Source organism: Nostoc sp. (genome assembly GCF_036917235.1).
In the GTDB taxonomy this organism is placed as follows: domain Bacteria; phylum Cyanobacteriota; class Cyanobacteriia; order Cyanobacteriales; family Nostocaceae; genus Nostoc.
This window is the reverse complement of sequence record NZ_JBALDU010000099.1, coordinates 234,118-252,640: the sequence shown is the minus strand read 5'-3', so window position 1 is coordinate 252,640 and position 18,523 is coordinate 234,118. Positions and strand designations below refer to the sequence as shown.

Here is an 18,523-nt window from a genome sequence, read left to right as displayed (position 1 = left end):
CGCTATCCCTAAGCCAAAAGCCGCTGGGACTACCTTTGTTGTCACCGCCACTGTGCGTAATTACCTCATATTAACCGCGTTTACTACTCTTAGACAGAAGCTTGATTCCTTTGATAGCCACTTCGGCAGGAAGCTTGTAGAGTCGGACTTTCTCTAATGAGAACTCCGGTTTGGGTAAAGTAATAGCAAGGTAGCAGTAGCTTTTTGTTGGGAAAAACTGCACTAACGGCATACACCACTTTACAGTAGACATTTTTAGTGTTATCGTTCCCAGATTCGATAACAGTTAATGCAGCATTATTGTAACCGAAATTTTAATATTTCTTAGTAGTAACTTCATTTATTGGGCATAGGGCATTGGTATTGGGATTAGAAAGAGGTGACAGGTGATAGGGAATAATCTGTACCCTATTCCCTTCTTCACTAACCACTATGTGCTTTAGACACATCTTTGGGGAATACTACTAACATCCACTAATATCCCTAATTGCTAACTAACTTGAGGAATATTTAACTATGTCTATTGAGCAACTCCAGCCTGCAACTCAACAACAAGCCAGTGTTTACTTACCTTATGTTCAGGGCGCTAGGCGTAATTTCTTACCCTATGCCATCAGTCTTTATCAAAAAGGGGTCTTGGAAGGACATCGGAAAATCGAAGCCAGCGAACATGTTCCCTTTGTCGCCTCCTGGAATGTTGCTACTTTACCCTCAGACTTAACCCGTTGCCGAATTCAGTTTGATGGCAATGCTGACCTGAGTTATGAACTGATGATGGCTAGTTTCGAGTTTATTAATTTTTTAATTGAACTGATGGACAACTATAAACGTTATCGTATAACCGATTTTTCACAACCGTTTTACCGCAAGCTACTGCGTATAGATGATTGATTAAACTCAGCCGGATTTGCAAAAGTCCGGCTTATTTTAAATTGATAGATAAATAAGTTCGTAGTAAGGACTTTAGTCCTTATTGTCTAAGATTATTTGCTCACAAGGCACTGATTTTTACAATTCAGCTTAAGCCTTGTGAGCTTTTTTACAACAACCTTTCAGTTTTAAAACGTCTTCCTAAGTCCGCTGTCTTTTCTTCTTTTCAGAACGACACCAAAACTCGCTACCATCAGAGTTCCGAAAAGGCTAGCGGGTTCTGGAATAGAAGTTTCATTTATAGGTACTATGATTCTTAGATTTGCCAAACTAGCATTAGTGATGGTCAAGGATGTTACGCCTGGTAAACCTGGGATATCGGATTGGAAATCAAAGACTGTGGGAGTTAAATCCCCATTGGGATTACTATATCGCTCTCCATATCCACTCACTTCAAAAGTACCTTGATACTTCTTTCCGGTGTCTGGGTCGGTGACAGTACCAGTGTAGAAAGCTTTTGTGAGATTAAATTCATCTTGAACTACTCCTTGAAATGTGGTTCCTGGCAATTGCCCCTGGTAGAGAAAGGTAGTCAACTGACCACCAGAAAGCACCGGCGATGTCAGAACACCATTAAACGAGACAATCGGAATACCTTTAAAGTCAACAAAGTAATGCAGACTTCCATCAGAGCGTGTTTCTACCTTTAAATAGTCTGACTGGTATACAGGAACATAATTAGGATTATTATTAGTGCCTAAGTTCCGGTAATAAGTTCCAGTATCATCCGTATCAATACGAGTAATACTGTTATTGAAATTGGGATTATTTCTGGGAAGTTCGATAGTTCCTGATAATGTGCCGGTGCTTTCAATTGTGATGAATTGAGCAGCAATTGCACTTGCTCCACTCATAGCGATCGCTACTGCCGCAAGACAACTGCTGCTAACAGCTGCAAAACCTAGCTTAATCCCTGATGAAGTTACTTTCATTAACAAACTGTTCCTTTAATTGCCGATAGTAAACACACCTAATTTGCTGAGATTTATTACAAATATTTCTCAAGCATGATTTATTATTCCCAAGCTGGTGATGGAAGTTTCATCGACAAAAAAAAGTCTTGTTAATTGCTATTTTTATCGAAATAGAATAAAGGCCTCAGTCGTTATAAAAAAGACATGAATTTTGTGCGACTGGTGGATGAATTGAGGGGTTTAAGCCCTAGACTAAATATGCAGATTTAGTGGTAAACAAGACAGTGGGGGGTCTGAATTTCCCACTGATAGCGGCGGCGGCAAGCGAGTTTGCGTACTCTTTCTGAGAAGCAAGCTACGCTTTTAGCGTCTGTCTGCGACACGCTACGCGAACGTAGAGAGTGTCTTTATTTTGACTCCTGAATTCTTCTTCATATCGCACAAAATCAGTGATATTGGAGTGTTTTGACGAGCAAAATTTTGCCACTCAATTTGCAGGTAGCTTTCAAAGTAGCAGTGATTAACTAATTAAGTTAGTTCATCTAAACTAGAGAGGACGGACAACTGTTGATTTTCTTGTTTCAATCGTTCAACATGAGTATTATTGAAATGCTCACTTTTTTTGAGATATTGTTGGAAATATAACCGATATAATTCACACGCAGGAGTACTGCGATCGCCTTCTAAATTAATTAGCCCTATAGTTTGTAATTTATATGCCAATCTTGGCTCTAATTTTACATAATTTGTAGTATCAATCACTTCATAAAAAGCATCTTCCAATTCTGGCTCTTCTCGAAGTGCTAGTAAATACTGCCTTAGACACTGGTTATAGATTCCGGCTTCTGTGGGTGCTTGTTGCAATAATTGCCCTAAATCCCCTTTTAATCCGCCTTTACCCACAAGGTGATACAATGCCAATCGCACCAAATAAGGATTTCCTCCCACCATTGCCATCAAACTATCGGCATCTTTACCATCTGTCCAATCCAAGCCGTGACGTTGTGCTAAATCCTGCACTTGCTCTTTTGTAAAGAGGGGTAAATTAATTGTCAAACCAATATTAAATGGCAATTGAGTCAGTTTTAGAGGAACAAGAATTTCCGTAGAATAAACCAGAACCAGACGCAATTTTTGCAAAATTTCTACCCTTTTGGCTTGTTCATGCCACGATCGCACTAATGGTAGCAATTCTCCAGTAATTTCCTGATACTCAAATACCCAATCCACCTCATTTAATACTAAAACCAGGGGACTTGAGAGCGCAGACAGTAAATATTTTTGGAAATAGATAGAGCAGCTGACTTTGCTACCCATATCTTCATCCCAATAATCATTGAGTTTTGGTTCTAGCTGTAACTCCCGACTAACATTGGCACAGAACCAGCGCAAAAATTTATCCAAACTCGCAAATACTGCTTTGTCTGCTTGCTGAAAGTCCAAAGTTACGGTGCGAAAGCCTTGTTTGTTAGCGTGTGCAAGCAACCGGAGAATCAAAGAGCTTTTCCCCATCTTTTTGGGCGCTTTAATGCAAATTACACTCCCAGGTTCAGCCATTTCTGCGTAAGCGAGTTCTTCAATTGGCGGGCGAGGAATGTAAAATCTGGAATTAAGAGATACTGGGCCACTAGGGAATTCTAAGGATATCGCTGTGGCGGCTCGGTTGAATTCCTTAATTAACTGCTGATGTGCTTCGCTAAAAGGGTGATTTCCTAGAGTCTGGCGAAAGTTGGATTTATGTATTGGTTCTTTGCAAAAATTACTCAGTACTTGCCATAAATGAGCAGCGGTTTTCTTGACACGTTCCTCGCCGTAGTGCGCTTCACTAGCTATATTAGTGTAAGTTTTTCCTTCCCACGAAGAACGCAATATGAATTCTTGAAGCGTCGTTAAACCGGTTGCTTGACTGGCTTTTAGTAGCAATACTAGTTCATCTATTGTCATTACTCATTGACTCTAATTCAGTATGATATTCTTTCACACCATTAAGCTTTGGAAGTCAATGTCGGCTGCCTTGTATGCATAGCAGCCAGCCCTGACTAAAAAAGCTACAAAAAAGCCTTGACAATTTTTTGCATCCTTAAATTATTTGGCGTGATTTAATCATAGAATTTTTTTTACAAATTTTTCGGGGATTTTAGGTAATTATATGTGACTTGAACTACTTTTTTTAGACATATCTTAGAATGTAGATGCACACAATGTAGCGATTGTTTTCTAAAAAATTGCTATTGCGATCGCAACAGAGGTTATACTCGTCCGTTTACTTTTTTCTAAATTCCATCCCAATTTATGATATGGGCTGATATATTCCTGACCTAAGCTACAGCTTTATAAACCAACTAGGCAATTTGTCCATAACTGAATCGTCAGGGTGCTAAAACAGCGTAGAGAGAGAGCTACAGAATATCTTCCTCATCGTACCAGCAGCTATGCATATCCAAAAACCCGCTACCCATGAATCGGAAACTCCACTTTCAGTACAAGATTCTCAAATTTTCCCAGAAGCAAAAGACTTATCTCCAGAAAATTTAGCTACTTGCCAATGCTCACAAGCCGCCTTACAAATGGCATTAATCGCTAGTGGCTTGGGGTTGTGGGATTGGAATCTGGTAACTGACAAAACCTATTACGATCCCCAGTGGAAAAGCATCCTGGGATATAAAGTAGACGAAATCGACGACGATTATAAATCCTTTGAACAACTTGTACATCCACAGGATTTACCAAGAATTCGTCAGGTATTGCATGATTATCTCCAAGGATGCATACCTGTATTTGAAGTCGAATTGCGAATGTTGACTAAATCCGGGGAGTGGAAGTGGATTTTGACTTGTGGCAAAGTATTTCAGTGGGATAAATTCGGTAAACCAGTGCGGATGGTGGGAACGCACAAGGATATTAATCAGGATAAGGCGATGTCTACGACGGGCTGCGCCTACGCTACCCAACAATACCAACTATTTGAACAACTCCAAACAGAAATTGCTCAACGCCAGTCTACCGAAGACCAAGCTAGGGAAAAATCAGAGCAGCTAGAAACTACCGTCGAAGAACTCAAATATACTCAAAAGCAGTTATTGCAGAACCAGAAAATGGCTAATCTCGGTCAACTGGTGGCGGATATGGCTAACGAAATTAACAACCCCGTTAGCTTTATCTCCGGCAATCTCCATCCGGCTAGTCAATATGCTGAAGATTTAATCAGAATCATTGAACTTTACCAACATCACTATCCCACACCAACACCAGTCATAGCTTTACATTTGCAACGCCTCGACCTTGGTTTCGTGAAGACAGAATTTTTAAAATTACTGTGGTCAATGCGAGCCGGTTCTGAACGCGTCAAAGATATTGTTTTCGCTTTGCGGAATTTTTCCACCTCTGACGAAAGTCAAATGAAAAAGGTTGACCTACATGAAGGATTTGATAGTGTTCTCAGGATTTTGCAGCATCGTCTTAAAGAAAAACCTGATAGAGCAGAGATTAAAGTAATTAAAACCTTTGGTGAATTACCCTTAATCGAGTGTTACCCTGGTGAACTCAATCAGGTATTCATGAACATCTTAACTAATGCCATTGATGCTTTAGAAGATAGGATGAAGCATGATTATTCTTTTACTCCAAAAATTTTGATTCATACAGAAGTTGTTAGCAGTCATTTATCATTGGTCAATAATAATGAACCTTGGGTAAATGACAAACTACTAGGAAAAAAACACAAAGTTATCATTCGCATTTTTGACAATGGCAAAGGTATACTTCCCCATATCCAAAAACATATATTTGAACCGTTTTTTACAACCAAGCCAGTAAGCAAAAGTCAAGGACTAGGGTTATCAATTAGTCGGCAAATTATAGTTGAAAAACATCAAGGTAAACTTAAGTGTAATTCTCAATTAGGTCAAGGGACAGAGTTGGTGATTGAGATGAATACAACAGCAAGACACTATGCCGCGATTAGAAAACACGCCAACTTTTAGGTAGATTAAGGCAAGAGACACGATGAATCGCCGTCAAGACAAAACGACTGATTATTGTCTTGACGGCAATTTATCGCGTCTTTGTGATGATTTATCGTATCTTTGCGATCTATAATTTTCATCAAAAAACCTTAACCGAACCGTATTGGCTCACATTTTATTTGGTGTTGTTCCAAGGAATCCGAAAGGAAAAAGTCAACACCTACACCACCGATGAGAATGGCACGTGGCGCGGTGTAGTCGCGCCACGTGCTTGTGAAGCTTGCATAAGTCCTGATTAAGCATATTGCTGCAATCCATTAAGAGGTAGATCGAGAATCACTCCTGAATTTGGAGAATAACCGATATCTAAAGAAACACTAGCTTTTATCGTCTGAGAACCACCAATTATAGGAGTTGTAGAAACCCTATCTGTTATTAGATTAGACACGAAGGGAGATAGTGTAGGATTGTCATTTGAGTTAATATCAATGTCAATAATCTGTCCGGGGGTTAACTGTAAGGTACTAAAAACAGCCTGAGCCTGAGCTTTAGCATCTTTAACAGCTTCGCTCAGAACTTGCAGGCGTGCCTGCTGCAATACTTCGTCTGAGGCAGTGAAGCTAATATTCTGTATGACATTTGCGCCTGCTTGGATAGCTTTGTCAATTGCTGCCCCAGATTGAACCGTTGGTAACTCAAACTGAAGTGTGTTGAGGCCTTCAAAGCCGGTTAGGGTTTGAGTACCATTTTCAAAGCTATAGACAGGATTTAGTTGAATAGATGTAGTTTGAAGTTCTTTCGCCCCAAGCTTTTGCAGTACATCAACTACCGCTGTTGAACGTTGAGTAACTTGTTCTTGAACTTCGGTTGCAGTTTTTGCCTGTACTTTAATCCCCAATTGCACCTCAGTTAAAGTAGTGGCAACGCTGACCTCTCCTTTACCAGTAACTTCCAATATCTGAGCAGTGCTACCAATGAGGGGATCGGCGATCGCAAGACCAGAATTTCTCACACCTGTGAGATTATCTGTGTTAGCCATCTTATTCTCCTTGCTTAAATGATGTTTGATACCTGTTGATGTTTTAATCTTAAAGGATGTCTGAAAAGTAAACCGCGTTTATCACCAATACATACTGGATAAACAGCAAATTTTATCAGTCAAAATTTATGACTTCCAACGTTCCCTCTCCAACTCGAAAGCGACCCACTCAAGCAATAGGAGCCAAAATTTTCCACTGGTGTAACATCATTAGTCTATTTATCATGCTCACCAGTGGACTACAAATTTACAACGCCAACCCTGTTTTTGGTGGACGCGCAGGTTTGCACATTCCGCCGATATTTACTTTAGGAGGTTGGCTTGCAGGAGGCAGACACTGGCATTTTGCAGCAATGTGGCTATTCTCGCTGAATCTGTTGTGGTATGGAATTTACATTTTAATTACCCAACGCTGGCGACATCGCTTTGTCAGTGCTAATGACTTTAAAGCATTACAAAAAACTCAAAATTCCCAACGCCTAATTTATGCTTGGCATCGGATTGCTTATACAGCAATTGTTCCTATTTTGCTACTAGCATTATTTACAGGGATAGGAATGTATAAACCTGCTCAATTTCCCTGGATTGTGGATTGCTTTGGCGATTGGCAAGCATTGCGAATTGTTCACTTTGCCTCAGTGCCGATGGTTATCTTCTTTGTAGTAATTCACTATCAATTAGGGCGTAAGGCTGGTGGTACTGAATTAACAGAATCAATGTTTTGATCGACGATCTTTCTTTTTTAAACAAAAAAAATGAACTTTTTTGATAAATTGAATGGAAATATCTTACAAAATAAAAGCTTACTATTTGTAGGACTCGATCCCAATCCAGAGATGATGCCTGGGCGTTATGAATCTGAAGAACTCATCGCTGGTTTGGAGAAGTGGTTACAATTCATTATTGCGGAAACTTCTAATTACGTTTGTGCTTATAAACCGACACTTGGCTTTTACGAAGCTTTAGGTATTCCTGGTTTAGAACTGCTGTACAAAACTTTAGCAGCTATTCCAGCCCATATCCCAGTGATTTTAGATGCCAAACACAGTGACTTAAATACTAGTACCATCTTTGCCCAGACTGTGTTTACACAATGGCAGGTGGACGCAATCACTCTCAGTCCCTATACAGGACAAGATCACGTAGCACCTTTTTTGGTCTATCCTGATAAAGCGGTGTTTATTTTATGCTGTACTTCTAATCCAGGTGCAGAAGCTCTACAGCAATATCCTACAAAAGAATCACCCCTTTATTTACAGGTAGTAAAAGAATCAAAAACCTGGGGAACTCCAGAACAATTGGGTTTGGAAGTAGGAACTACAAATCCTGAAGTTTTAGCATTTATTCGAGCAGTTGCACCTGAACGAATTATTATGGCGCGTAGCATCTGGGCGGAGGGTAAAAACCTGAAACAAATTTTAGAAGCTGGCTTGAATAGTAATGGTGATGGTTTACTGATTCCTGTTCCTCAAGATATGTTGGGAAATACCCAATTATCAGAAGAAGTCCAGTCTCTACGTGCAGAAATTAATCAAATCAAAACTGAAATTATTCACGAAAATTCTACTTGTTCTGTGTGGTTTCCTGATGTTTGTTTTCTCAATCAGCACCCCCACCAAGATTTGATTTTACAACTCTATGATATTGACTGCATTATGTTTGGCAGCTTTGTCCAAGCATCAGGAGCGATATTTCCTTATTACATCGACTTACGCAAAATTATTTCCAACCCCCAAGTTTTTAATCAAGTTCTCACAGCTTATGAGGATATTTTGAAGAACCTCAATTTTGATAGATTAGCAGGTATTCCTTATGGTTCATTACCTACTGCGACTGGTTTAGCTTTGCGCCTTCACTGTCCGATGATTTTCCCGCGTAAAGAGGTGAAAGCACACGGAACTCGGAGAGTAATTGAGGGTAACTTTCATGCTGGTGAAACAGTTGTGGTGGTTGACGATATTCTGATTAGCGGCAAAAGTGTCATGGAAGGGGCAGGAAAGTTGGAATCAGCTGGATTAAAGGTTAATGATATTGTGGTATTTATCGACCATGAACAGGGGGTGAAAGATAGGTTACAGCAAAATGGTTATCGTAGCTATGCGGTTTTAACTATTTCGGAAATTACTAATACTCTGTATCAAGCAGGGCGAATAAATGAAGAACAATTTTCAGCTTTTGCTGAAAGTTAGTAATTGGAATAATGGAGAGTAGAGAATGGGAAATTGGGAGAGATACGATTAATCGCGTCTGTACCTGGAGGAAGATTTTTATTGTCTACTTCTTCTTGAGCAGATTTAATTACTCGGTTCAATCTAGTAACTAGAATAATTTTCGCTTTGAAATTAATTATGAATTTTTCACTGAATCAACTACTTAGATGGTTAATTTTTACGTTGTTATTTCCTCTAGTATTTCTCAATGGTTGGCTAGCATTTTTGCTGGTTAAAAACTTCCAACCTGTCGTTACAATTCTTGTCTTGGCTACTTTGCTTGCATTCGTTTTAAACTATCCTGTTTCGATTCTCCAACAGCGGAGAGTTAAACGCAGCTATGCAGTAGCATTAGTTTTTATATTAGCATTGGTAATTTTTGTGGCTCTGGGTATCACTTTAGTACCCATTGTTTTAGAGCAATTTAATGAGATGGTTAAAGTCTTTCCTCAATGGATTGATTCTAGCGAAGAAAAACTTCAAATTGTAAATAATTGGTTTTTGAAACATAAATTAAATGTGAACTTAAGTCAGCTGTTAGCACAAATTACTGACCAATTACCGAATGAATTAGAGTTTGTTTCAGATAAACTTTTAAGTATTATTATAGATACAATTGATAGTATTTCTGAGGCATTAATCACAGTAGTGCTAACTTTTTACTTGTTGTTAGATGGCCCAAGAATTTGGGAGGCGATATTTAAGAAGTTACCTGGAAATCTTGCCCAGCAGATAAGCCAGTCTATTCAGCAAAACTTCCAAAATTACTTAATTGGCCAGGGTACTTTGGCTTTGCTGATGGGTGTTTCAATAACATTATTGTTTTTAGCTTTTCAAGTCCAGTTTGCTTTACTCTTTGGCTTGGGAGTTGGACTTTTGAGCTTAATTCCCTTTGGTGATGTCGTCAGTCTTGTTTTAATAACTTTAATAATAGCCTCACATGACTTTTGGCTAGCAGCTAAGGTGTTTGCGGTAGCTGTTGTTATCGATCAGTTAATCGATCAGGCGATCGCACCACGTCTTTTAGGCAAAATTACTGGCATTAGACCAATATGGGTATTAATTGCTCTGCTTGTAGGAACCAATGTTGGCGGAGTCTTGGGTTTACTAGTTGCGGTACCTGTAGCTGGTTTTATCAAAGATGTAGCAGACGGTTTTTCTAAATCTGTTAATTCTGATAACCTGGGTAAGGGTGAAACAGAATCAGAATTGTTGATAGAAGAATCAATATCGCAATGAGTTTTGGATAAAAATTGCCATCTCTAGCGTTAAAAGTAAGTAGCAACGGTGTCATTTAGGTCGTATTCAGTCAAGTCAACCTTATTCCCAAGCTTCGTAAATTGGCTAAGGAATTGATATGGACAAATTGCTTCCAAAACAGTTAGTCAAACACATTTATCAGGAACTATTGCCTAGATTACAGATTGAAAGTGTCAATCCCTGTAATCCAATTAAGGTCAGCTATCTTCCACAACCTTGGCAGCTGCTTGGTAAAGGAAATTACGCCGCAGTAGTTTATCACCCTAATTATCCTGACTATGTAGTTAAGATTTATGCCCCAGGACGAACAGGCTTTGAAGAGGAAGTAGAAGTTTACCATCGTCTAGGTTCTCATCCAGCCTTTTCTGAGTGTTTGTACGCCAAGGATGGGTTTTTAGTCTTGAAACGGCTTTATGGAACAACCCTCTACGATTGTATGCACTTTGGTTTACTAATTCCCAAGCAGGTAATAAAAGACATCGATGAAGCTCTTGACTATGCTCGAAGTTGTAGACTCCACCCTCATGATGTCCACGGGCGTAATGTCATGATGTACCAAGGCAGAGGATTAGTTGTAGACATATCAGATTTCCTGCATCAAGAAGCTTGCTCAAAGTGGAATAACCTAAAAAAGGCTTACTACTGGTTATATCTGCCCGTGTTTTACCCACTTCGACTGCGCTTACCATACTTTGCCTTAGATATCGTCCGCAAATGTTATCGCTTGGGAACTTCTGTTAAAACTTTTTGTTGCCAACTACCCCTAAGATTAAGTAATATTAAATATTTAAATAAGTATTTAAAACGTGATTAGAATTAAGTGATTTTATTTAGACTGAAAACTCTTCTCTGTACCAGGAAGAATTTGAAATTTCAGCTATCATTAATAATTACCAGTCTAGCATTAATCCAAGAATACCAAACATCGCCTCTACACGATTATGAATATTCAGAAGGTGTAGGCGTAGCCCTTCTCCTGTCGGAGACGCTGTGCGAACGGCTGCGCTCAGGAAACACCCGTCGTAGACATCGCCTGTAGTAAAGTATTAGATGCGATACAAAAATCATTTATTTTTGTACTACTTTTGTATTAATGTATAGTGTGTAAATTTTAAATAAATATCCTTGCCATACGACAGCATTTGCCGATTTTTGACATCTGAGTATCCATTACCTTTTGTACAATGGTTGCTTAACTCTAGTGAAACAAATATTCAGGTTTTACCCACAGAATTAAGCGTAGAACCAATTCGTTCTGATGCTTTATTCCAACTACCAGAATTAGGCAGCATCCTTCATTTGGAGTTCCAAACAGTTCCTAAATCAAAACCATCTCTCCCTGTGAGAATGCTGGATTACTGGTTGAGAATATATCGAAAATACGAATGTCCCATCGAACAAATAGTCATTTTTCTCAAAGAAACAAATTCCTCTGCTGTTTACATCAATGAGCTTGCAGTTGGGAAGACAAGGCATGAATATAAAATTATCCGTTTGTGGGAGCAAGATTCAAAACCGCTTCTGGCTAACCCTGCACTACTACCTTTAGCAGTTTTGGCTTACACAGATGCACCAGCAGGTTTGCTAGAACAAGTTGCTTTAGAAATAGATAAAATCGAAGAACCAGAACAACAGCAAAATATTACAGCTTGCGTAGAAGTGTTAGCTGCTTTGAAGTTTGATAAACAACTAATTCGCCAGTATTTTAGAGAGGAACTAATGGAAGAGTCACCAATTTATCAAGAAATACTAGAAAAAGGTGCTAAGAAAGGAAAGCTACAAACCTTAACTCGCCTAATTTCACGGCGATTTGGTACAATTTCTGCTGAGTTACAGCAACAGCTTCAAGCACTGTCGATTAACGAGCTAGATGATTTAAGCGATGCGCTGTTTGACTTTTCGGAGATGTCTGATTTGGCAGTTTGGTTGCAACACCAGCAGTAACTTGAATTAATAGTACTATAAAATACTAAGTAATTATATAAGAAAATTGAGAAGCGATCGCTAACAGAAAACCGGGACTGAAACATCCTGCCTAGATTGAAGACGATAGACTTTTTATAAGAGTAATTTTTACAAAAACTCGAATTTTCTAACATTTCAAAGCAGGTATGGGGCAATGGTGCGATTAAAACTGTGGCAGTGGGTAGTTTTAGCAATCCCGATCGCGTTTATCATCATTTTCTTACTGGTGTCCGCCGGTTCACAAATTCATGCGTGGGGCATTAATTGGATTTGGGGTGTATTCACCGTTTTATTTGTTGGTTGGCGTTGGCTGCTAGTCAAATGGACTCAACCAGCTGTTAACGAGGTGGAAGCTGTATTAACTCAAGTCCGTGAAGAACTGGAATCGACAGCAGAGGATACAGTAAGGCTACCTGTGGGAAGTGACACCACAAAACTTGCAGAAACCGCCCTTCAAGAAATTCTGCAAGCAGCACAAAGCGATCGCCCGATTTGGGAAGACTGGCAAACTTTTTGGACGCGATGTCAGGATTTAGTTGTGGCGATCGCTCATATCTACAATCCTCAGATTCAATATCCCCTGCTGAACATTTACGTCCCCCAAGCTTACGGGCTGATTAGGGGAACGGTAGATGATATGGATCAGTGGATGCAAAAGTTATCCCCGATCCTCAATCAGGTAACGGTTGGACAAGCATACCAAGGATATGAGGTCTACCGGAAGTTGGAACCATCGGCTCGGAAATTCTGGAAAGTTTGGAACTGGGCACAATGGATCTTAAATCCGGTGGCGGCGGTGGCAAAACAAGCCAGTCAGGGTTCTAGTAACCAAGCAACTCAGCAATTATTGGGGAATTTGAGCCAGTTATTTCGGGAAGCTGCCCTGAGAAACTTATGCCGACAAGCGATCGCACTTTACGGACGTAGCACCTTACCAGTTCCAGCAACCGTAGTTTCCCCACCAACTTTACCCAAGGCAAAAACCCAAACACTCCGAGAAATCCTGACTCAAGCTCAACCAGCCGAGGCGGTTGAGCAAAAACCCGTGAACATTTTGCTGGTAGGACGCACAGGTTCAGGAAAAAGTAGCTTGATTAACACGCTATTTCAGGCGGATCTCGCAGCCGTTGATGTTTTACCCAGTACCGATCGCATTCAGAATTATCAATGGCAGACTGAAAGTGGGGAAACCCTGACGCTTTTGGACACACCTGGTTACGAACAAGTCAACCGTGCCGAACTCCGAAATTTGGTGCTTGATTATGCCATCAATTCCGATTTGCTGCTGTTAGCTACTCCTGCCCTCGATCCTGCCCTGCAAATGGATATGGACTTTTTGCAAGACATCAAAGCAGAAGTTGCAGATTTACCTGCGATCGCGATTGTCACTCAAGTAGATCGTCTGCGTCCAATCCGAGAATGGCAACCACCTTATGATTGGGAATGGGGCGATCGCACCAAAGAAATTGCCATTCGCGAAGCCACTGAATATCGCGCTAAACTGCTAGGAAACTTTTGTAATCTAGTTTTACCCGTGGTTACAAGTGACAGCAAAACGGGTCGAGTTGCCTGGGGAGTAGAAGCGCTATCGTTGGGATTAGTGGATGCGATCGCACCGACCAAGCAACTCCGTCTCGCCCGCTTTTTGCGTAATCTAGAAGTCCGCATTGTCGCCGCCGCCAAAATCATTGACCACTACACCTTCCAGATGACGACAACACAAGGATTAACGACATTGCTCAAAAGTCCCGTCCTTCAGTTTGTTTCTACGCTCTCAACCGGATCTCCGGCTTTAGCATATATGTTGGCGGAGCAAATTCCCGTGGAACAGTTGCCAATTGTGATTGGCAAACTGCAAATGGGATATGACCTTTTCTCACTCTTGAAACCCAACGCGCTCAACTTTGAATTGCTATCCCTTTGGCCGCTACTACTAGAAAACACCGCTGCACCCGATCGCAATGCCTGGGCATTTGGTCATGCCTTAGTGGAGTACTGGATTCAAAATCTAACAATTGAACAACTCCGAGAGCGATTTGAGTATTATTTGGCGATCGCTAAATAACGAGTTTACTAACTACGTAACCGCAGTAGATTAAACATCACAAGTTGTATTAGAAGACATCAGCAACTTACGAATATTAACTTACAAAATTTACAAGGTATTTATACCATGAGTCAAGAAAAAAGGCGTTAACAGATTGCACTTTCAATATCTAAAGTTAAGATTACGATTAAGAGTAGGTGTCTGCTGAAACCTACCCGCTTTACCTGAGTTTTTATACAGACATCCCTTTCCTTCGGAGTCTTTTATGAAAAATATATTACAAACGTCCATCTCTCAAGCACAGAATTCAGATCAAAGCTATAGTATTTCGTCTTACAACAGGCTGCTTTCGGTCGTTAAGGATTTGGCTTGTGTGCGGACTATTGAGGAAATTATTGAGATTGTGCGTTTGGCTGCTCGCGATCTCACAAATGCTGATGGAGTAACTTTTGTATTGCGGGATGGTGAATGTTGCCACTATGTCGATGAAAACGCCATTGGGCCACTTTGGAAAGGTATGCGTTTTCCGCTCAAGTCTTGCATCTCCGGTTGGGCAATGCTGAATAAAAAAGCAGCCATAATTGAGGATATTTACCAGGATGCACGAATTCCGATTGAGGCGTACAAGGTAACTTTTGTCAAAAGTTTAGTGATGGTTCCGATTCGGGTTTCAGATCCACTGGGTGCGATTGGAGCCTACTGGAGTACACGCCACCTAGCCACGCCCGAAGAGATCGGACTCCTTGAGATTTTGACAGATACTACAGCAGTTGCGATCGCAAACGTGCAACTTTTCCAGAAATTGACGAACCAAAATGCCCTGAAAGACAAATTTATTGCCATGCTGGCTCACGAACTGAGGAATCCCGTTGCCCCCATCTCCAACGGCGTTCAACTACTCAAGCTAAAGCTAGGACAGACTGGCGCAGTTGGGGAAACAGTTTTAATGATGCAACACCAGATTAAGCACCTCTCGAAATTGATCGATGAGTTACTTGACGTATCGTCCATCACTTATGGGAAGATTTCATTAAATCTTGAGAAGGTTAATCTGGTGGAATTGGTTCGCCAGAGTCTCAATGACCATGCACAAGCAATCAAGAGATGGAATCTTAACGTAGTACAAGACTTGCCAAACACACCCGTGTGGGCTTATGTTGATACCACTCGCTTCTTCCAAATCTTTGGGAACCTTATTGATAACGCCTTAAAGTTTTCCCAGCCAGATGGGACGATTTGGGTAGATTTCTCAGTTATTCCAGGTGAGAATGGCTCAGGTAGTGTAGCGGCCTTATCTGTAAGAGATACAGGCATAGGGATAGACCCGACAATATTACCAGAACTTTTCGAGCCGTTTACCCAGGCAGATCGCAGTTTAGACCGTTCCAGGGGCGGGCTAGGTTTGGGACTTTCGGTAGTAAAAAGTCTGGTAGAACTTCATGGTGGTAATGTTGAAGCCTCAAGTAGAGGGATAAATTTGGGAGCAGAATTCAAAGTCACTCTCCCTATATGCGAAGAGATTACAGCCTCGGACAACGAACTAGAGATTACAGAGGCGGCGAAAAAGTCGTTGAAGATTTTAGTCATCGAAGATCATGAGGATTCAGCCTTATCATTACAAGCAGTACTTGAGCATTTTGGGCATGAAGTTTCCATTGCCGAGAATGGAATTTTAGGGGTAGAAACTGCAAAGAAGCTTGAGCCTCATGTAATTATTTGTGACATCGGACTTCCTGAAATGGATGGATTCGCCGTTGCACAGGAACTAAGTAAAGACTCCAAATTTACTCGTTCAATTCTGATTGCGCTTACCGGCTACGGTAGCCAAGAGGATCGGCAGCTTGCCCTGAAGGCTGGTTTCAAATGCCACTTGACCAAGCCTGTAGACTTTGAAATACTGATAGCAGAAATCGATCGATATTTTGATGAAGTATTATCAAGTTGAGAAATTTTGCTACTTGTGAATTTTGACTGAGGAGTGTCACTCGATTTTGGATTTTGGATTTTGGATTTGCAATTTTGGATTAACCTCTCCTTATAAAGAAGAGGCTTAAATATTGAAAATTTTATTTTTCATCTCCGTAAACGGAGAGGCTTGAAACCTTTTTTAGATTCTAGATTGAGATTTTAATCTAAAATCCAAAATCTAAAATCTAAAATTATCTCGGTCAATCCATTAAATCATCTGTGGTAGACTCACCGGGATAAAAGCGATCGCTCAGAATTTCCTCAAAAAGATATAAACATTGGTTGGGAAAAGTTGAAAGTGGCAGATTTGTTTCTCCTGATGCTAAATCCCTACCATTCTGATATGATTCCTGGAGTGCTTCTTCAATGTAAGGTTTCAGACTAGGATTTTCGTTCAGCAACTTGAGAATTTCCCGTCGTTGTACTCTAATTGTTGCTAACCAACTACGGCTGCGTTGCTTTGGTTGATATTCCCATTTGAGTAAATGTCCAATTAACACACTAAAACGATTTCTCAATTCTTGGCGTTCCTTTCTTCCCAAAGATTCAATTTCCTCAATTAAATTGGGTAGGTCAAGCTGGTTCCATTGATGATGACGCAAAAGGTTAGCCTGTTGTTGAGTCCAACTGTAGAAGTCTGCTTCATAGAAGTTTGACATCAGCTTTTTTGTTGTTTTTCAGCTTTGTAGGGTCTACATAATTTTAAAATGCATAATTCATAATTATGTTTCAGATAGAGATTTAAACCTTATCTGAAACAGGACTCTCTGCATAAGCATCAAGCACAAATTACGAATTACGAATTACGAATTAGAAAGTCACCACACTGCGAATTGATTCACCTTTATGCATCAACTCAAAAGCATCATTAATTTGCTCAATGGGCATCACATGGGTAATTAAATCATCAATATTTATCTTACCTTCCATATACCAATCAACAATTTTTGGCACATCTGTACGCCCTCTAGCGCCACCGAAAGCTGAACCTTTCCAAACGCGCCCAGTGACTAGTTGAAAAGGACGAGTACTGATTTCCTGTCCAGCACCAGCAACACCAATAATCACGCTCACACCCCAACCTTTGTGGCAGCATTCTAATGCTTGACGCATCAATTTTACATTCCCAATACATTCAAAGCTGTAATCAGCACCGCCTTTTGTTAAATCAACCAGATAGGGAACTAAATCACCCTCTACTTCTTGGGGATTAACAAAGTGCGTCATGCCAAACTTTTCCGCCAAGGCGCGTTTATTGGGATTAATATCCACCCCGACAATCATATTTGCCCCTACCATCCGCGCCCCTTGGATGACATTTAAGCCAATACCACCCAAACCAAAAACCACAACATTTGCTCCAGGTTCCACCTTGGCAGTATTGATGACTGCACCAATACCAGTAGTCACACCGCAGCCAATGTAACAAACCTTATCAAACGGGGCATCTTCCCGAATTTTTGCCAAGGCGATTTCCGGCAGCACCGTATAGTTGGCAAAAGTGGATGTACCCATATAATGATGAATCATTTGCCCGTCGATACTAAAGCGACTAGTGCCATCGGGCATAACACCGCGTCCTTGAGTTAGGCGAATGGCTTGGCAGAGATTAGTTTTGAAACTTAGACAATATTCGCACTGACGACATTCGGGAGTGTAAAGGGGAATTACACGATCCCCTGGTTTGAGAGTGGTGACACCAGCGCCTACTTCCACTACCACGCCAGCACCTTCATGTCCCAAAATCGCTGGAAACAAACCTTCGGGATCGTCACCAGATAGAGTAAAGGCGTCGGTATGACAAACCCCGCTTGCTTTCACCTCAACTAACACTTCGCCGACTTGTGGCCCCGATAGTTGAACGGTTTCAATCGTTAACGGCTTACCTGCGCTGTAAGCTACTGCTGCTTTAACTTGCAATGTCAGCGCTCCTATATAATTTTGTCATATTTGAGTTTATATCGGGGAGTGCTTTTAAGGATATGGGACATTGGGGCATTGGGCATGGGTTATTCTTGTCTTCCAGTCCCCAGTCCCCACTTCCCTCATAAATATTGAACGTATGATAAACTTTTGTATTACTTCATCGTATTTACTAAGCACGATCGCGGCTATAACGATAAATATTATTACCTTTGTTAAAATGTCATTCTCTAGCTAGATTGGTTAAAGGCGGCAACAGCTGTTTTGGCAACGATGTAAACTGGATGTCAGCAGCAAACCTC

At 40.6% G+C, this 18,523-nt stretch carries 17 protein-coding genes; 11 read left to right on the top strand and 6 right to left on the bottom strand.

Features of this window, described 5'->3' with window-relative positions; all coding sequences use genetic code 11:
• Positions 1-70: 70 nt before the first annotated feature.
• Positions 71-253 (bottom strand): hypothetical protein, encoded by a 183-nt coding sequence (locus V7K44_RS28880; RefSeq protein ID WP_334936815.1) that lies wholly within the window; start codon positions 251-253, stop codon positions 71-73.
• 263 nt (positions 254-516) lie between these two features.
• On the opposite strand from V7K44_RS28880, the gene ebsA reads away from it, so the two are divergent.
• Positions 517-891 (top strand): type IV pilus biogenesis protein EbsA, encoded by a 375-nt coding sequence (gene ebsA, locus V7K44_RS28875; RefSeq protein WP_289797664.1) that lies wholly within the window; start codon positions 517-519, stop codon positions 889-891.
• Positions 892-1,058: 167 nt separating this feature from the next.
• Here ebsA and V7K44_RS28870 read toward each other — a convergent pair whose 3' ends face one another.
• Both V7K44_RS28870 and V7K44_RS28865 read right to left on the bottom strand, forming a co-directional pair.
• Positions 1,059-1,862: a PEP-CTERM sorting domain-containing protein gene (locus tag V7K44_RS28870; RefSeq protein ID WP_334936813.1), complete on the bottom strand. Its 804-nt coding sequence runs from the start codon at positions 1,860-1,862 to the stop codon at positions 1,059-1,061.
• A 510-nt stretch (positions 1,863-2,372) separates the two neighbouring features.
• A complete protein-coding gene (locus V7K44_RS28865; protein WP_334936811.1) occupies positions 2,373-3,788 on the bottom strand; it encodes an AAA-like domain-containing protein in 1,416 nt (471 codons plus the stop codon).
• Between the two features lie 488 nt (positions 3,789-4,276).
• On the opposite strand from V7K44_RS28865, the gene V7K44_RS28860 reads away from it, so the two are divergent.
• Together V7K44_RS28860 and V7K44_RS28855 are read left to right on the top strand one after the other, a co-directional pair.
• The gene (locus V7K44_RS28860) at positions 4,277-5,827 is read left to right on the top strand and encodes a PAS domain-containing protein (RefSeq protein WP_334936809.1); all 1,551 of its coding nucleotides are present in this window, start codon (positions 4,277-4,279) and stop codon (positions 5,825-5,827) included.
• 59 nt (positions 5,828-5,886) lie between these two features.
• Entirely contained in the window at positions 5,887-6,108 is a 222-nt protein-coding gene (locus V7K44_RS28855) for a hypothetical protein (RefSeq protein ID WP_334936807.1), read from the top strand.
• Here the strand turns inward: V7K44_RS28855 and V7K44_RS28850 are convergent.
• Positions 6,105-6,848 carry an SIMPL domain-containing protein gene (locus V7K44_RS28850; RefSeq protein ID WP_334936805.1) on the bottom strand — a complete coding sequence of 248 codons (744 nt, stop codon included), beginning with the start codon at positions 6,846-6,848 and terminating at the stop codon, positions 6,105-6,107. The genes V7K44_RS28855 and V7K44_RS28850 overlap by 4 nt on opposite strands.
• Before the next feature lie 128 nt (positions 6,849-6,976).
• On the opposite strand from V7K44_RS28850, the gene V7K44_RS28845 reads away from it, so the two are divergent.
• The 8 genes from V7K44_RS28845 (at position 6,977) to V7K44_RS28810 (ending at position 16,275) form a co-directional block, all read left to right on the top strand.
• The gene (locus V7K44_RS28845; RefSeq protein ID WP_334936803.1) at positions 6,977-7,573 is read left to right on the top strand and encodes a cytochrome b/b6 domain-containing protein; all 597 of its coding nucleotides are present in this window, start codon (positions 6,977-6,979) and stop codon (positions 7,571-7,573) included.
• Between the two features lie 30 nt (positions 7,574-7,603).
• A complete protein-coding gene (locus V7K44_RS28840; RefSeq protein ID WP_334936801.1) occupies positions 7,604-9,037 on the top strand; it encodes a bifunctional orotidine-5'-phosphate decarboxylase/orotate phosphoribosyltransferase in 1,434 nt (477 codons plus the stop codon).
• Between the two features lie 159 nt (positions 9,038-9,196).
• Positions 9,197-10,297 carry an AI-2E family transporter gene (locus tag V7K44_RS28835; protein ID WP_334936799.1) on the top strand — a complete coding sequence of 367 codons (1,101 nt, stop codon included), beginning with the start codon at positions 9,197-9,199 and terminating at the stop codon, positions 10,295-10,297.
• 118 nt (positions 10,298-10,415) lie between these two features.
• Positions 10,416-11,132, top strand: a complete 717-nt coding sequence (locus tag V7K44_RS28830) for a serine/threonine protein kinase (protein WP_334936797.1) — start codon at positions 10,416-10,418, stop codon at positions 11,130-11,132.
• A 51-nt stretch (positions 11,133-11,183) separates the two neighbouring features.
• Positions 11,184-11,357 (top strand): hypothetical protein, encoded by a 174-nt coding sequence (locus V7K44_RS28825; protein ID WP_334936795.1) that lies wholly within the window; start codon positions 11,184-11,186, stop codon positions 11,355-11,357.
• 86 nt (positions 11,358-11,443) lie between these two features.
• The gene (locus tag V7K44_RS28820) at positions 11,444-12,262 is read left to right on the top strand and encodes a DUF4351 domain-containing protein (protein ID WP_334936793.1); all 819 of its coding nucleotides are present in this window, start codon (positions 11,444-11,446) and stop codon (positions 12,260-12,262) included.
• 175 nt (positions 12,263-12,437) lie between these two features.
• Positions 12,438-14,348, top strand: a complete 1,911-nt coding sequence (locus V7K44_RS28815; RefSeq protein ID WP_334936791.1) for a GTPase family protein — start codon at positions 12,438-12,440, stop codon at positions 14,346-14,348.
• Positions 14,349-14,595: 247 nt separating this feature from the next.
• The gene (locus V7K44_RS28810; protein WP_334936789.1) at positions 14,596-16,275 is read left to right on the top strand and encodes a hybrid sensor histidine kinase/response regulator; all 1,680 of its coding nucleotides are present in this window, start codon (positions 14,596-14,598) and stop codon (positions 16,273-16,275) included.
• A gap of 223 nt (positions 16,276-16,498) precedes the next feature.
• On the opposite strand, the gene V7K44_RS28805 is transcribed toward V7K44_RS28810, so the two are convergent.
• Both V7K44_RS28805 and V7K44_RS28800 read right to left on the bottom strand, forming a co-directional pair.
• Positions 16,499-16,957, bottom strand: coding sequence for a DUF29 domain-containing protein (locus tag V7K44_RS28805; protein ID WP_334936787.1), 459 nt, complete (start codon positions 16,955-16,957; stop codon positions 16,499-16,501).
• A 151-nt stretch (positions 16,958-17,108) separates the two neighbouring features.
• Positions 17,109-18,218, bottom strand: a complete 1,110-nt coding sequence (locus V7K44_RS28800; protein WP_334936785.1) for an S-(hydroxymethyl)glutathione dehydrogenase/class III alcohol dehydrogenase — start codon at positions 18,216-18,218, stop codon at positions 17,109-17,111.
• Between the last annotated feature and the right edge of the window lie 305 nt (positions 18,219-18,523).